Genomic DNA, 14768 nt, shown 5'->3' with positions numbered 1-14768 from the left:
GATGGGGGAAAAGGGTCACGAGGTTTGGGGGAGGTGCGGGGGCGCGGGCTGGACGAGGGTTGTGCGAGCAGCGCCGTGCCTTGTGAGGAGTTCCCTGTGACCGCGACCGAACTGCGCCCGAATCCGATGACCGGTGTTCTCGCCAGGTTGCACGGCCGGACTGCGGCGGACGTGCCCCGGTGGGCCGTGTGGACGGCCTATGCCGTCAGCCTGACCGTGCTGCCCGCTGGGCTTTGGCGGATTCTGAGCGTCGATCTGCGGATACCGCTCATGGAGACGTCGGCCGATGGCCCTCCGCCGCCGGAGTGGTTCGGCGGGGAGTGGTGGTACGTCATCGGGTTGAGCCTGGTCAGCGAGGCGCTGGCGTTCCTGGCGGTCGGCCTGGTCAGCGAGTGGGGGCAGCGGGTGCCCGGGTGGGTCCCGCGACTGGGCGGACGGCGGATCCCGATCCTGGCCGCGGTCGTCCCGGCCGGGATCGGCGCGACGCTGAACACGCTGCTCTGGCCATACGGGATGACCATGATCAGCATGGGGCACAAGGTCAACGGCGAGGTCGGTTCCGGCCCGGTCCCCCATGGCTGGCGGGCGGTCGTCTTCTTCGGGGCGTACTGGCCGCTGGCGCTCTGGGGGCCGCTGCTCGGCGTCCTCACGGTGCATTACTACCGCCGTCGCCGTGCGGCCGAGTCACGGGCTTGATGGTCGTCGGGCGGCCTCGGCCAGCTGGTCGGCGAGGTTCTGGAGGGCATGCCGTAGTTCGTCGGGACGGTGGATGGTGAAGGGCCATTCCAGGGACGCGAGCATGTGCGCCATGCCGTCCAGGCGTTCTGCCCGCCCGCGCACGAGGACGCCGGTGGGTTGCGCGGTGAGCGTGACCACCGAGCGGGGAAGCCGACGCGCGATCTCGTCGAGAGGACCGTGCACCGTCACTTCGACCTCCCAGCGGTACTCGCCCTTCGCCAGGGTCGAGGTCAGGTGGACGGCGGGGTCGAAGCCGTCGGGGACGGTGAAGTGGCCGGCCCGCGGGGTGACGGACGCGATGCGGTCGATGCGGAAGGTGCGGAGGCCGTCGCGGAGGTGGTCGTTGCCGACGACGTACCAGCGTCCCGTGTGGAAGACGACGCCGTAGGGGTCGATGTCGCGTTCGGTGTCCTCGTCCCGCCAGGACCGGTGGCGGATGCCCACGGTCGTGCGGGTGCGGGACGCCTGGGCCAGGGCCAGCAGGACGCCGGTGCCCGGGGCCTGCCCGATCACGGCGTCCGCGGTGAAGGAGAGGGTCTCCCGCATGGCGGCGAGCGGTTCGCGCAGGGTGTGCGGGAGGACGCGCTCGATCTTGACCAGGGCCCCGGCGCCGGCGGGTGCGGCCGTGCCCATGCCCAGGCGTTCCGCGGCGAGCAGTCCGAGGACGACGGCGAGGGCCTCGTCGTTGCTGAGGACGAGCGGCGGCATCCGGTAGCCGCGGGCCAGCCGGTAACCGCCGTGGCGTCCGCGTTCGGCCTCGACGGGTATGCCCAGGTCGCGCAGGTGGGCGATGTAGCGGCGCACGGTACGGACGTCGGTGTCCAGGCGGCCCGCGAGCTCCGTCCCGGTGAGCCGGACGTTCGCCTGGAGGAGCTCCAGCAGGGTCAGCACACGGGTCAGGGGGTATGACATGGATCACTCGGCATTTCAGGGCGGAAGTTGTCCTGTATTCAGCCTACGCTCCCAGCGGCACCTCACTTCTGGGAGATCACATGGCCACCTTCGTACTCGTTCCCGGCGCCTGCCTCGGGGCCTGGGCCTGGGACGACACCGTCCGCCCGCTGCGGGAGCAGGGGCACACCGCGCTGCCGCTGACGCTCACGGGCCTCGCGGAGAACGCCGACCAGGGCGGACCGCGGACGGACCTGGACACGCACATCGCGGACATCACCGGCTTCGTCGAGCGCAACGACCTGCGCGACGTCACGCTCGTCGCCCACAGCTACGCGGCCGCCCCCGTGACCGGCGCGGCCGGACGTCTCGGCGACCGGCTCGAACGCGTCGTCTACGTCGACAGCGCCCCGTTCGCCGAGGGCATGCGCATGCTGGACCTCATGCCGCCGCCGGCGGCGGAGCACCTGCGCGAGCGGGTGGAGGCGTCCGGTGACGGATGGCGGCTGCCCTTCGAGGACGTCCTGGGCCTGTCCAGCAGCCTCGACGGACTCGACGACAGCCGGCTGGACCAGCTCCGCAAGCGCGCCACCCCGCACCCGTTCGGCACCTACACGCAACCCCTGACCGGGCTCGCCGAGCCGGGCGACGACGTGGACCGCGTCCTGATCACCTGCAACGACTTCACTGGCCTGCTGGACGCCGGAGTGCCGATGCTGGCCTACCTGAACCAGCCGCCGTGGCGGCGCTTCACCCTGGCCACGGGCCACTGGCCGATGACGTCGGCGCCCGCCGCGCTCGCCGATCTCCTCGACACCGCCGTCTCCTAGCACTCGCCACCGAGCGGTAGCTCGCATGTCTCCGACGCGGTAGCTCGCGCGTCTCTGACGCGGTAGCGCGCGACTCCGACGGAGGCTTGTCCGGCTGTCTCCTTTCCGTCATGATTCCGGGCAATATCGCGGAGAGGGGCCTGACGTGCGGGGTTTCCGGTCGGCGGGGGTCGTGGTGGCGGCGGCCCTGTTCGCGGCGGGGTGCGGCGGCTCCGGGGGCGGGGATCCCGTCGCCGCGACGACCCCGCCGAAGGTGCATTCGACGGCCCGTCCGACCTGCCTGGGGGACGATCCGACCGGCACGTTCACCTGGGCGGGCGACAGCGAGGTCCTCATGCTCGGCGGCGGGACCAAGGGCGTCGTCCTCGCGCCGCAGATCGACGGGAACGCCTGCAGCTGGACGGACGAGATGCACCGTCTCGCCAAGGCCGGGTACCGGGTGGCGGTCGTCTCCTACGAGGACGACCGGTCGAAGTCGCTTCCGGCGGCGGTCCAGGTGCTGATGGCACACGGGGCGACCAAGGTCGTGCTGATGGGGGCGTCCGCCGGGGGCGGGCTCGTCGTCGACCAGGCGGGCGCGATCAGCCCGGCGCCCGCGGGCGTGATCGCGGTCAGCCCCGTCGAGGTGTGGTCGCAGCGTCCCGGCCCGGAGGGGTACAAGGGGCCGATGCTGCTGCTGGAGTCGAAGTCCGACAACGACGCGCCGGTGAGCACCGTCCAGGCGCTGATCGGACGGCATCCCGGCGGGGCGAAGAGCCTGTACTTCGACGGGGACGACCACGGGTACTCGCTCGTGATGCTGCAGGACAGGGCGCGTCCGGCCATCGACGCGTTCCTCAGGAAGACCCTGGGCTGACCATGCGCCTCTACCTGTCGTCCTTCCGGACGGGCGATCGCCCGGACCTGCTGCTCGGCCTGTGCGGCGGCGCGGGCCGCGAGATCGCCGTCATCGCCGACGCGCTCGACGCGGCGCCTGAGGAGACGCGTGCCGAGTGCGTCCGGCGCGAGATCGCCGCGCTGGACGCACTCGGGTTCGCGGGCACCGAGATCGACCTGCGCGACTACGCCGGACGCCCCGGCGACCTTGCCGGCGAACTCCAACGGTTCCCGGCCGTGTGGGTGCGGGGCGGGAACGTGTTCGCGCTGCGGTACGCGATGGCGCGGAGCGGCGCCGACGTCCTGCTGACCAAGCTGATCCAGGACGACGCGATCGTCTACGCCGGGTACAGCGCCGGGGCCTGCGTCCTCGCGCCCGGCCTGCGCGGCCTGGACGCCTGCGACGCCCCGGACGCCGCGCCCGAGACGATCTGGGACGGCCTCGGCGTGCTCGGCTTCGCCTTCGTCCCGCACGTCGACTCCCCCGGCCACCCCGAGTGCGAGGCGCTCACCCAGGTCGCGGGCGTCTACCGCGCGAGCGGGGTTCCCTACCGGGCGCTGAGGGACGGCCAAGTGCTCGTCGTCGACGGAGAAACCTCCTCGATCGTCCCTTGAGTCACGCCATACCTGTGAGTCAGATCACGTGAAGGGGTGGTCGGCGGGATCGGAGCGACATACGTTCGTGGAGTCGCACGGCCCTGAGGGGAGTGACTCCGCATGCCACGAATCCGTGTCGAGGTCGACGGGGAGACGTACGAGGACGACGTCGAACCGCGGCTCCTGCTGGTCCACTATCTGCGTGAACGGCTGGGGAAGGTCGGGACCCCGGTCGGCTGCGACACCACCAACTGCGGCGCCTGCACCGTCCTGCTGGACGGGCTCAGCGCCAAGAGCTGCTCGGTCCTGGCCGTCCAGGCGGACGGGCGGTCGGTCACGACGGTCGAAGGGCTGAGCCTGGACGGCGCGGGCGACCATCCGCTGCAGCGGGCCTTCCACCGCGAGCACGCGCTCCAGTGCGGGTACTGCACACCGGGCATGATCATCGCGTCGCTCGACCTGCTGCGGGACAACCCCGACCCGTCCGAGGCGGAGGTCCGGGAGGGCCTGGAGGGCAACCTGTGCCGTTGCACGGGCTACCAGAACATCGTGCGGGCCGTCCGCGGGGCGGCGGCCGAGATGCGTACACGCGAGGTGGCCCCGTGACCGAGATCGGGCGGGCCAGGCTCCGCTCCGAGGACGCGCGCCTGGTCACCGGCCGGACGCGCTGGACCGACAACCTCACCCCCGCCGGGACGCTGCACGTGGCGTACCTGCGCAGCCCGCACGCGCACGCCCGGATCGACCGCGTCGACGTCGAGGCCGCCAAGGGGAGGCCGAACGTCGTGGCCGTCCTGTCCGGGGCCGATCTCGCCGCGGAGCAGGGCGCGCTGCCGTGCGCGTGGCAGGTCACCGAGGACATGAGGCTTCCCGCGCATCCGCCGATGGCCGTCGACGAGGTGCGCTACGCGGGCGAGCCCGTCGCGTGCGTGGTGGCCCGCGACCGGTACTCGGCCGTGGACGCCCTGGAGGACATCGACGTCGACTACACGCCGCTGCCCGTGGTCGTGGACATGGAACGCGCCGTCCAGGACGGCGCCGACCTCGTCCACGGCGACATGGGCACGAACGAGTCGTACACGTGGGTGTTCGAGCAGGGCGACATGGACGCGGCGATGCGGGACGCGCCCGTCCTGCTGGAGCGCCGGTTCGTCCAGCAGCGGCTCATCCCGACGGCGATGGAGCCGCGCGCCGTGCTCTGCGAGCCCGACGGCGAGGACTTCACGCTCCACTCGGCGACGCAGATCCCGCACATCCTGCGGCTGATGCTGTCGGTCGTGACGGAGATCCCCGAGCACCGGATCCGCGTCGTCGCGCCGGACGTCGGCGGCGGGTTCGGCTCGAAGCTCCAGGTGTACGGCGAGGAGGTCCTCGCGCTGCTGCTCGCGCGGCGGCTCGGCCGTCCGGTGAAGTGGACGGAGTCGCGCAGCGAGGGCAACATGGCCGTCCACCACGGGCGCGACCAGATCCAGAGGGTGGCGCTCGCCGCCGACCGGGACGGGCGCGTCCGCGGCCTGAAGGTCGAGCTCCTCGCGGACATGGGCGCGTACCTGATGCTGGTCACGCCCGGTGTCCCGCTGCTCGGCGCGTTCATGTTCCCCGGCATCTACAAGATGGACGCGTACTCGTTCAGCTGCACGGGCGTGTTCACGAACAAGACGCCCACGGACGCCTACCGGGGCGCGGGACGTCCCGAGGCGACGTTCGCGATCGAGCGGCTCATGGACGACCTGGCCGCCGAGCTCGGCGTCGACCCGATCGAGGTCCGCCGCCGCAACTGGATCACCCACGAGGAGTTCCCGTACGACTCGATCGCGGGGCTGACCTACGACACGGGCAACTACGAGGCCGCGACCGACAAGGCCCTCGCGCTGTTCGGGTACGACGAGCTGCGCGCCGAGCAGGACGAGCGGCGCGAGCGGCGCGATCCGGTGCAGCTCGGCATCGGCGTCTCGACGTACACGGAGATGTGCGGGCTCGCGCCGTCCCGGGTGCTCGGGTCGCTCGCCTACGGCGCGGGCGGCTGGGAGCACGCGTCGGTGCGGGTCCTGCCGTCCGGGAAGGTCGAGGTCGTCACCGGGTCGTCCGCGCACGGGCAGGGCCACGAGACGGCCTGGGCGCAGATCGCGTCGGACCGGCTCGGCGTCCCGTTCGAGGACGTGAAGGTGCTGCACGGCGACACCGCCGTCGCCCCGAAGGGCATGGACACCTACGGGTCGCGGTCGCTCGCGGTCGGCGGCGTCGCGCTGTTCCGGGCCTGCGACAAGGTCGTGGAGAAGGCCCGGACGATCGCGGCGCACCTGCTGGAGGCGTCCGAGGACGACCTGGAGTTCGGCGGCGGCCGGTTCAGCGTCAAGGGCGTCGAGGAGGCGGGCCTGACGATCCAGGAGGTCACGCAGGCCGCGTTCGCCGCGCACAACCTGCCCGACGGCGTCGAACCGTCGCTCGACTCGGACGTGACGCACGACCCGGAGAACTTCTCGTTCCCGCACGGCACCCACCTGTGCGCGGTCGAGGTCGACACCGAGACCGGCTTCACCAAAATCCGCGAGTACGTGGCCGTGGACGACGTCGGCACCGTCGTGAACCCGATGATCGTGGAGGGGCAGGTGCACGGCGGGCTCGCCCAGGGCATCGCGCAGGCCCTCTACGAGGAGGCCGTGTACGACGCGGACGGCAACCTCACCACGACCACGATGGCCGACTACCTGCTGCCCTCGGCGGCGGACCTGCCGACCTTCACGACCGACCGCACCGAGACCCCCGCGGCCGGGAACCCGCTCGGCGTGAAGGGCGTCGGCGAGGCGGGCACGATCGCCTCGACCCCGGCCGTGGTGAACGCGATCGTCGACGCGCTGCGCCCGTTCGGCGTCCGCGACGTCCCGATGCCCTGCACACCCGAACGCGTCTGGACGGCGCTGCGCGAGGGAGGCGCCCGGTGATCCCCCCGACCTTCGAGTACCTGCGTCCGGAGTCGCTCGGCGAGGCCCTCCGGATGCTGCCCGACGCGGGCGAGGACGCCAAGGTCCTCGCCGGCGGGCAGTCGCTCATGCCGCTGCTGCGGCTCCGGCTCGCCTACCCGGACACCCTGGTGGACCTCGACCGGGTCGCGGCGCTGCGCGAGATCCGCGACGACGGCGACGCGCTCGTCGTCGGCGCGACGGCGACGCACCACCAGGTGATGAACGATCCGCTCGTCCGGCGGTTCGCGCCGCTGGTGGCCGCCGCGACGGCGACCGTCGCGGACCCGGCCGTCCGGCATCGCGGCACGTTCGGCGGCTCGCTCGCGCACGCCGACCCCGCGGGCGACCTGCCCGCCGTCGCGCTCGCGCTGGACGCGGTGATGCTGGCGCGCTCGGCGTCCGGCGGCGACCGCGAGATCCCGGCGCGCGACTTCTTCGTCGACTGGATGACCACCGCGCTCGAACCGGACGAGCTGCTGACCGGCGTCCGCCTCCCGAAGGCGGGGCCCGGCTGGGGCTTCCACTACGAGAAGTTCCACCGGACGGCGCAGGCGTGGGCGATCGTCGGCGTCGCGTGCGCGGTCCGGCGCGTCCAGGGCGCGGTGGAGGACGTCCGGATCGGGTTGACCAACATGGGGTCGGTTCCGGTGCGCGCGTCCGCGGTCGAGGAGCGGCTCGGCGGCAACGCGCTGTCGGACGGCGCGCTGCGGGAGGCGTCCGAGCTCGCCGCCGAGGACACCGCACCCCCGGCCGACCTGCACGGATCCGCCGAGTACCGGAGCCATCTGGCCCGTGTGCTCACCCGCCGCGCGCTCGGCGCCGCGACCGCGCGCTGACCCCGGCGCCGACGTGGGCGGGACGTGCGGCCGGGCCTCCCCGCCCGCCCGGCCGCACGTCCCCGTCTGGCGGGGACGTGCGGGGGCACGTAGGGTCGCGTCAACCCCCGGACGAAGAGAAGGACCCGAAACCATGGAGCTCGACCACGAATTCGCCGTCCCCGTCCCGGTGGAACGGGCCTGGTCGGTGCTGCTCGACGTGGAGCGCGTCGCGTCGTGCATGCCGGGCGCGACCCTCGACTCGGCGGCGGACGAGGAGTACCAGGGACGGCTCCGGGTGCGGGTCGGCGCCATGACGATCACCTACCGCGGCGTCGCCCGGATCGTCGTCGCGGACGAGGGCTCCCGGACCCTCACGATCGACGCGCGCGGCAAGGAGGCGCGCGGTTCCGGCACCGCGAACGCGACCGTCCAGGCCCGGCTGCACGACGACGGCGACACGACCCGCGTCACCGTCCACACCAAGCTGAACGTGACGGGCCGTCCGGCGCAGTTCGGCCGGAACATCCTGTCCGAGGTGGGCGGGAAGCTCATCGGCCGCTTCGCCAAGGCCCTCGCCGAGGAGCTGGAGACCGCCGAGGCCTCGCTGGTGGCGGTCGAGGCCGAGGCGAGCCGTCCGGCCGTGGCTCCGGCCGCCGAGGTCCCGTCCGGCGGCGAGACACCCGCCGAGACGCCCGCCGAGACTCCGGCCGAGGCGCCCGCCGAGACGCCGCGCGTCCCGGTCGTGCCGCATCCGCGTCCGGTGAGCCCGGCCGAGCGGGACGCGCCGCTCGCCGCCGCCGAGGCGGGGGCGGGGGCGAAGGAGCCCGCGCCGGTCACCCGGATCCATCCGCGCCGCGAGGACGACGCGATCGACCTGCTCGAGGTCGCCGGTCCGTCCATCGCCAAGCGGGCGCTCCCGGTCGCGGGGGCCGTCGCGCTGCTGCTCGCGCTCGTCTACCTGCTCCGCCGTCGCCGCCACTGACGATCGCCGGCACCGGCCGGGTGCTCGCGCGTCCGATCGGATCCCCAAGGGAAGGTCAATGATCGTCCGCGTTACGGTCGCGACGTTGGCGGTGCGCGGGCGGGTTCCGGTCCGCTTGACCCGTGCACACCCACACCGATGGACGGCCCGGCGGACCGCCGCGTCCCCGTGACGCCTGGTGGTACCGGGAGCGGCGGGCGATCCTCTCGCGCGAGCTGCGCCGCCTCGGCCCGCCCGGGCACGCCGCGCACCTCGGCTGCGGCGACGGCGGCGACACCCTCCGCCTGAACCGGCACGGCTGGCGCACCACCGCGCTGGACCCCGACCCGGCAGCCGCCCAGGCCCTCGGCGTCGCGGCGCTGCAAGCCGACCTGTGCCATCTGCCCCTGGCGACCGGCGGCGTCGACCTCGCGGTGGCGTTCGACTCGCTCGCCCGCGTCGACGACGACCGCCGCGCCGCCGCCGAGATCGCGCGCGTACTGCGTCCCGGCGGGACGGCCCTGGTGAGCGTCCCGCACGACATGCGGCTGTGGTCGGCCCACGACCTGTCCTGCGGGCACGTCCGCCGCTACACGCGGGACGCGTTCACGGCGCTGCTCGCGGGGGCGGGCCTGGTCATCGACCGGCTGTGGAACTGGAACGTCCTGCTGCGCCCGCTCGCGCGGCTGCGGCGCCACCACGTCGCGGGCTGGGAGACCCGGGCGCGCCGTCCGGCCGCCGACCGGATGCTCGGCTGGATCGTCCAGGCCGAGGACCTGCTGCCGCTGCACGGCCTGTCCGGGACGACGCTGATCGCGCGTGCGCACCGTCCGCCGGACGACCGGGAGATCCCGGAATCCACGGAATCCTGAGCACGCCCATGTGAGGGGCTACGGCGACAAAGAAGCGGCAAGGCTTCTCCTTGAGGGAAGCATTACCGCGAACGAGCCCGGGACGGCCGGAAATAATTCCGCGTATGGCCAACATCGTCGAACGGACTCCGCGGACGTCACGCCGGAACGACACCGGAGACTCTCCGGCGGACTCGCGGCGTCCGGCGGTGATGGCGGCGTCCGCGCTGCTCGTCGCGTTCGTCGCGGCCACCGGCGTCCTGTGCTTTCTCGGGACGTTCACCCGGCCCGCGGCCGACGATTTCCGCTTCATCGTCCTCGAACGCCGGGACGGCGTGTTCGGACCGGCCGAATACCTCTATACAACGCTCACCGGACGCGTCGGAAACGGCCTTTTCGCGGGGCTCGTCTATCTGTCCCCGGAATGGGGGCTGAAGCTCACGCCCGTCGTCGCGCTGCTCGCCCTCGCCCTCGCCGCGACACTGCTCACCCGCGCCGTCCTCGGACGTTCCTGGGGCGGGCACACGCACCCGCTCGCCGCGCCGCTCGCGGGCCTCGGCACGGCCGTGCTCGCGCTCGCCACGCAGCCGCGTTCGTACGACACGCTCTACTGGCCCGCCGGGGCGATCACGTACACGTTCCCGCCCGCGCTGGTCACCGGCCTGATCGCGGTGGCGCTGCTCGCGCGCTCGCGGCGGGCCCGGCTCTGGACGGGCGTCGCCGCGATGCCCCTCGGCGTCCTGCTCGGCGCGACCAGCGGGACGATCTCGGCGGCCGTGCTGATCCTGCTCGTCCTCGCCGGCGTCGGGCACCTGCTGTTCGTCCGGCGGCCGACCCGGCTGCCGGCGGCGGGCGTCCTGTTCGGCGCGAGCACGATGGCCGGCGCGGTCATCGTGCTCACCTCGCCCGGCCACGCCCGCTCCCTCCGCCTCCGCCCGCACGGCGAGCCGCTGTTCGGCGGCAGGGTGATGGCCGACTCCGTGGCGTCCACGCACCAGGCGCTGGCGCACCTCGCGACCGACATGGCGCTGCCCGCCGCCGCGGCGGTCGGCGTCCTGGTGTGCCTGCTGGCGCGTCCGCACCGCCCGCTCCCGGCCGGGCGGCTGCTGTTCGCGCTGGTCGCGGGCGCGGCCGGGGTCCTGGCGCTGACGTTCGCGGTGATGTGGGAGCTGCGCGTCGGCTGGGGCCACGACGGCTGGACGTTCTACCGCGCCTGGTTCGTGTTCCGCTACGCGGCGGTGCTGGTCGCGGCGTTCTACGGGTTCGCCGCCGCCGACATCGTGCGCCGGATGCGCTTCCAGGCGGACGGCCCGCGCACGGTGGCCTGCGCGGTCTGCCTCGCCCTCGTCGCGGCCGCCTTCACCGGCCACGCGGCCCGGCTCCAGAGCATGGCCAGGTCCATGGCCGACCGCGCCACCGCGTTCGACGACCAGACCGCGCGCGTGGAGCGGGCCGGGCGAGCCGGGGCGCGCACCGCCGTGATCGGCCCGCTCCCCATCGAGGAACTGGCCGTCCCGTTCGTTCACGGCAGGCCGTCCCCGTGGGCGACCGCGTACTACGGCCTCACACCCGCCCGCGCCACGCCCGCCCGCGCCACGCCCACGCGGCCCACGCCCACCCGGCCCGCCCCCGCCCGGCCCACACCTGCCAGGCCCACGCCCGTCAGGCCCGCGGGCGGGCGGTGAGCGGTCACTCCGCGAGAAGGCGGTCGACAGCGCGCGCGGCCGCGCGTCCGTCGTCGTTCGGGCAGTACGTCGCGCGGAAGGCCGTGTAGGCGTCGGCGCGGGGCGCGCAGGCCGCGTCCAGGTCGGCGAGGACGTCCGCGACCTCCCCGGACGTCCGGACGATCGGCCCCGGGGCCTCCGCGTCGAAGTCGAGGTAGAAGCCGCGGACGGTGTCCCGGTACGCCTCCAGGTCGTAGGCGTAGAACACCATCGGCCTCCCGGTGACGGCGAAGTCGAACATCGCCGACGAGTAGTCGGTGAGCAGGACGTCCGCGGCGAGGTACAGCTCGGCGATCTCGCCGTACCGGGACACGTCGATCACGAACCCGTCGGAGTCCGACCAGGTCCGGTCGGTGATCAGGTAGTGGGCGCGGACGAGGACCACGTGGTCGTCGCCGAGCCGGTCGCGCAGCGCCGCGAGGTCGAGTTCGAGCGAGAACGCGCGGCGCCCGGGCGCGAGGTGGTGGTCGTCCCGCCAGGTCGGCGCGTACAGGACGACCCTCTTGCCCTCCGGGATGCCGAGCCGCTCCCGGACGCGCCGTCCGATGTCCCCGGCGTCCGGTGAGCTCAGCACGTCGTTGCGCGGGTACCCGGTCTCGAGGATCTCGCCGTCGTACCGGAACGCGCGCCGCATGATCGGCGTCGTGAACGGGTTCGGGGAGATCAGGACGTCCCAGCGCGGCACCTCGCGGGCCATCCAGTCGAGCGTCTCGGTCCGCTTGTACGGCATGTCGCGCAGGTCGTAGGCGAGGCGCTTCAGCGGCGTCCCGTGCCAGGTCTGGAGGTAGGTCTGGCCGTCGCGCTTCACGAACCACGGCAGCTGGCCGAAGTTCCCGACGACCCACCGCGCCCGCGCCATGACCTCGTAGTGCCCGCGGCTCTCCATCAGCACGCCGCGCGCGCCGTCCGGCACCTCGAACTGCCCGTCGCGCGTCACCCACACGCACTCGACGTCCGGACGCCGCCGCCGCATCTCCTCGAACACCGCGCGCGGGCTGCACGAGTACTGGACGCCCTCGTACGAGTCGAACACGGCCAGGTCGCGGAGCGGGCGCTCGCGCATGCGCGGGTACTCGTCCTCCTGGATGCGCCGCTGCGCGTGCCGGCCGCGCTCGTCGTCGGCGAGGTCCTGCCGGATCCTGAGCCCGAGCGCGTCGCCCTGGTGCAGGCCGAACGCGACCTCGTGCAGCCCGACGACCCTCGGCTCGGGCAGCCCGGCGATCACGCCGCGCTCCATCACGACCATGGTCTCGCCGACCTCGGAGTCGACGACCAGGTCCCACAGGCCGCTGCCGAGCGGCAGCCCGGACCCGAACAGCGGCATCCGTCCGGGCGTCAGCTCGACGCTGAACGCGTGATCGTCCCAGGTCAGCGGGACGCGATGCTCCTCGCTCGACCGCCTCCGCCGGACGATCAGCTCCGCGGGAAGCGGCCCCGGCGACATCTCCCCCGTCAGGACGAGCCGGTCGCCGCCCGTCCACCGGACGCCCGTCACCACCGGACGCCGGAACCGCTCGACGCCCCGGACGTTCCCGTACCGCGTGCGCGTCAGCGCGAAGTCCTGCGCCCCGGCCGGGTAGCGCCCCTCGCCCACCCCGTCGGCGAACATCATCCGGATCGGCCTGCCCGCGCCGCACAGCCTGAACTCCCAGTTCACGCCGTCGCTGATGCGCGTCGCGCGGGCGATGCGGTCCTCGGCGGACGGGTCGGAGAGCAGCTCGTCCAGCGGCAGGTCGACGGTGAGGCGCGACCCGCCGTCCACGGCCGTGACGTCCCGGGCGGCGGCCTCGACCCTCCCCTGCCCGTACTGGCGGTGCACGCGGACGGCGGGGGCCGGGCCGGGGTCGGCGCTCGTCCAGACGTCCAGGCGCAGGACGCCGTCCCCGGCGGTCCGGTGGCCGAGGACGAGCGCCTTCTCCGGCTTCACCTGAAGGACGAACCCCTCGGGGTCGTAGCAGGGCTGGACCTTGACGCGCCGGGCGACGGTCCGGGCGGGCGCCCAACCGGCGCGGGGCCGCTTGGGCGAGCCGACGCGCTGCTCACCGCGCATGCCCTGCGCGTCCACGGAGATCCGCAGGTCCCAGTTCATGCCGCGCCAGTTCCCGGACCTGAGGCGGCGCGGGTCCACCAGGACGGAGAAGCCCGTGTGGTCGAAGCTCGCGGACGACTGCCTGGACCCGGCCGTCACGTCCGGACGGGCGACCCGTTCGTGCGGCAGCTCGATCCGCTTCCGCCCGCGCCGGTCCTGCAACCAGACGCGCATCCTCAGGTCGCGCGGGGTCGCCGCCGGGATGCGCGTGAAATGGGCGTGCCCGTCGATCCGGAGCCGCCCGTCCTCCCAGCGCACGTCGTCGACGAACGCCTTGAGGCGCAGGTCGGAGGTGACGTCGTACACCTGGTCGGGGATGCCGCGCGCGGCGTCCCCGTAGTACGGGTACCGCAGGTACCAGCGGCGCCGGAACAGTCCGCGCCGGACGGCCTCGGCGTCCCGGTCGCCGCTCTTCTCGAACCGCAGGACCTCCAGCAGCTCCGGCACCATCCGGCGTTCCAGCAGGTGGAAGCGGAGCCGCTTGCGCATCGGCAGCAGCGCGCGCGCCCCGGGCGCGGAGTCCCGCAGGCATCCGACGCCGAGGTCGACGATGCGCTCCCGCTCCTCCTCGGTGGCGAGCGCGAGGGTCTCGGTGAGGACGCCGAGGTCGACGTCCAGGGCGTACCGGTCGTAGGCGACCTTGAGGGCGGGGTCGTGCTCGTCCAGGAACGCGTGCACCAGGCGGACCGACGTCATGCGGTCCTCCAGGTTGGACAGCTCGGCCTTGCGCTTGGTGATGGACCCCTGCCGCTCACGCCAGTAGTAGACGGGCTGCGAGAACACGTCCACGGCCGTCGCGAGGACGTGCGCGGCGACCATCACCGGCGAGTCCTCGTAGAGGATGCCGGGGAAGCTCAGCTCGTTCCGGTCCCAGAACGCGCGCCGGAACACCTTGTTCCAGACCATCCGGTCCTGCATGAGGTTGTGCTGGCGGGACACGTGCGTCCGCTCGACGGTCCGCTCGCACGGCTCCTCGTGCGCCCAGCACTGCCAGGTCCGCGCCCCGTTGAACCGGCGGACGTTGCCGCACGCCATGTCGGAACCGGTCCGGTCCAGGCACTCGGTCATCAGCTCGTAGGCGTACCTGGCCACGACGTCGTCGCTGTCCACGAACGCCAGGTACTCGCCGGTCGCGTACCGGACGCCGGTGTTGCGCGCCGGTCCGAGCCCCTGGTTCTCCTGCTGGACGAGCCGGAAGCGGGGGTCCCGGTCGGCGTACGCCTTGGCGATGACCGCGCAGTTGTCCGGCGACCCGTCGTCCACCATGACGACCTCGAGGTCGTCGAGGGTCTGCCGGGCCAGGGAGGCCAGGCACTCCTCCAGGTACTCCTCCACGTCGTAGAACGGGACGACGATGCTGATCTTCGGTGTCACAGGGCGCTCCAGGGTGAGGCGGGCCAGAGGACATCAGGCGCAGGTGTCGTCGGGTG

Annotated in this window: 12 protein-coding genes; 10 read left to right on the top strand and 2 right to left on the bottom strand. The window is 73.3% G+C overall.

From position 1 onward, the window contains the following. Positions 1 to 96 precede the first annotated feature (96 nt). Positions 97 to 696 carry a hypothetical protein gene (locus EBO15_RS11090; protein WP_233616111.1) on the top strand — a complete coding sequence of 200 codons (600 nt, stop codon included), beginning with the start codon at positions 97 to 99 and terminating at the stop codon, positions 694 to 696. On the opposite strand, the gene EBO15_RS11085 is transcribed toward EBO15_RS11090, so the two are convergent. After that, the gene (locus tag EBO15_RS11085) at positions 685 to 1650 is read right to left on the bottom strand and encodes a helix-turn-helix transcriptional regulator (RefSeq protein ID WP_122194249.1); all 966 of its coding nucleotides are present in this window, start codon (positions 1648 to 1650) and stop codon (positions 685 to 687) included. The genes EBO15_RS11090 and EBO15_RS11085 overlap by 12 nt on opposite strands. Before the next feature lie 80 nt (positions 1651 to 1730). On the opposite strand from EBO15_RS11085, the gene EBO15_RS11080 reads away from it, so the two are divergent. The 9 genes from EBO15_RS11080 (at position 1731) to EBO15_RS11040 (ending at position 11210) form a co-directional block, all read left to right on the top strand. Further along, a complete protein-coding gene (locus EBO15_RS11080) occupies positions 1731 to 2459 on the top strand; it encodes an alpha/beta fold hydrolase (protein WP_122194248.1) in 729 nt (242 codons plus the stop codon). Between the two features lie 145 nt (positions 2460 to 2604). Then, a complete protein-coding gene (locus EBO15_RS11075; RefSeq protein ID WP_122194247.1) occupies positions 2605 to 3315 on the top strand; it encodes an alpha/beta hydrolase in 711 nt (236 codons plus the stop codon). 2 nt (positions 3316 to 3317) lie between these two features. Next, positions 3318 to 3950, top strand: a complete 633-nt coding sequence (locus EBO15_RS11070) for a Type 1 glutamine amidotransferase-like domain-containing protein (RefSeq protein WP_122194246.1) — start codon at positions 3318 to 3320, stop codon at positions 3948 to 3950. 102 nt (positions 3951 to 4052) lie between these two features. Then, positions 4053 to 4538: a (2Fe-2S)-binding protein gene (locus tag EBO15_RS11065; RefSeq protein WP_122194245.1), complete on the top strand. Its 486-nt coding sequence runs from the start codon at positions 4053 to 4055 to the stop codon at positions 4536 to 4538. After that, positions 4535 to 6874, top strand: coding sequence for a xanthine dehydrogenase family protein molybdopterin-binding subunit (locus EBO15_RS11060; protein WP_122194244.1), 2340 nt, complete (start codon positions 4535 to 4537; stop codon positions 6872 to 6874). Before EBO15_RS11065 ends, EBO15_RS11060 begins: the two co-directional genes overlap by 4 nt. Beyond that, positions 6871 to 7731 (top strand): FAD binding domain-containing protein, encoded by an 861-nt coding sequence (locus tag EBO15_RS11055; protein ID WP_122194243.1) that lies wholly within the window; start codon positions 6871 to 6873, stop codon positions 7729 to 7731. The genes EBO15_RS11060 and EBO15_RS11055 overlap by 4 nt, the downstream gene beginning before the upstream one ends. Before the next feature lie 133 nt (positions 7732 to 7864). After that, complete coding sequence (locus EBO15_RS11050) at positions 7865 to 8695, top strand: SRPBCC family protein (protein WP_122194242.1); 831 nt, start codon at positions 7865 to 7867, stop codon at positions 8693 to 8695. A 122-nt stretch (positions 8696 to 8817) separates the two neighbouring features. After that, positions 8818 to 9546, top strand: coding sequence for a class I SAM-dependent methyltransferase (locus EBO15_RS11045; protein ID WP_122194241.1), 729 nt, complete (start codon positions 8818 to 8820; stop codon positions 9544 to 9546). A 104-nt stretch (positions 9547 to 9650) separates the two neighbouring features. After that, the gene (locus EBO15_RS11040) at positions 9651 to 11210 is read left to right on the top strand and encodes a DUF6056 family protein (RefSeq protein WP_122194240.1); all 1560 of its coding nucleotides are present in this window, start codon (positions 9651 to 9653) and stop codon (positions 11208 to 11210) included. 4 nt (positions 11211 to 11214) lie between these two features. Here EBO15_RS11040 and EBO15_RS11035 read toward each other — a convergent pair whose 3' ends face one another. Beyond that, positions 11215 to 14712 carry a bifunctional glycosyltransferase/CDP-glycerol:glycerophosphate glycerophosphotransferase gene (locus tag EBO15_RS11035; RefSeq protein ID WP_122194239.1) on the bottom strand — a complete coding sequence of 1166 codons (3498 nt, stop codon included), beginning with the start codon at positions 14710 to 14712 and terminating at the stop codon, positions 11215 to 11217. Between the last annotated feature and the right edge of the window lie 56 nt (positions 14713 to 14768).

The sequence above is a fragment of the Actinomadura harenae genome, assembly GCF_003696215.1.
GTDB lineage: Bacteria > Actinomycetota > Actinomycetes > Streptosporangiales > Streptosporangiaceae > Spirillospora > Spirillospora harenae.
This window is presented reverse-complemented; position numbering and strand designations above follow the sequence as displayed.

Coding starts and splice junctions, on each gene's coding strand:
- EBO15_RS11085 (WP_122194249.1), bottom strand. CDS start 1,650: ATGTCATACCCCCTGACCCGTGTGCTGACCCTGCTGGAGCTCCTCCAG.
- EBO15_RS11050 (WP_122194242.1), top strand. CDS start 7,865: ATGGAGCTCGACCACGAATTCGCCGTCCCCGTCCCGGTGGAACGGGCC.
- EBO15_RS11065 (WP_122194245.1), top strand. CDS start 4,053: ATGCCACGAATCCGTGTCGAGGTCGACGGGGAGACGTACGAGGACGAC.
- EBO15_RS11080 (WP_122194248.1), top strand. CDS start 1,731: ATGGCCACCTTCGTACTCGTTCCCGGCGCCTGCCTCGGGGCCTGGGCC.
- EBO15_RS11070 (WP_122194246.1), top strand. CDS start 3,318: ATGCGCCTCTACCTGTCGTCCTTCCGGACGGGCGATCGCCCGGACCTG.
- EBO15_RS11040 (WP_122194240.1), top strand. CDS start 9,651: ATGGCCAACATCGTCGAACGGACTCCGCGGACGTCACGCCGGAACGAC.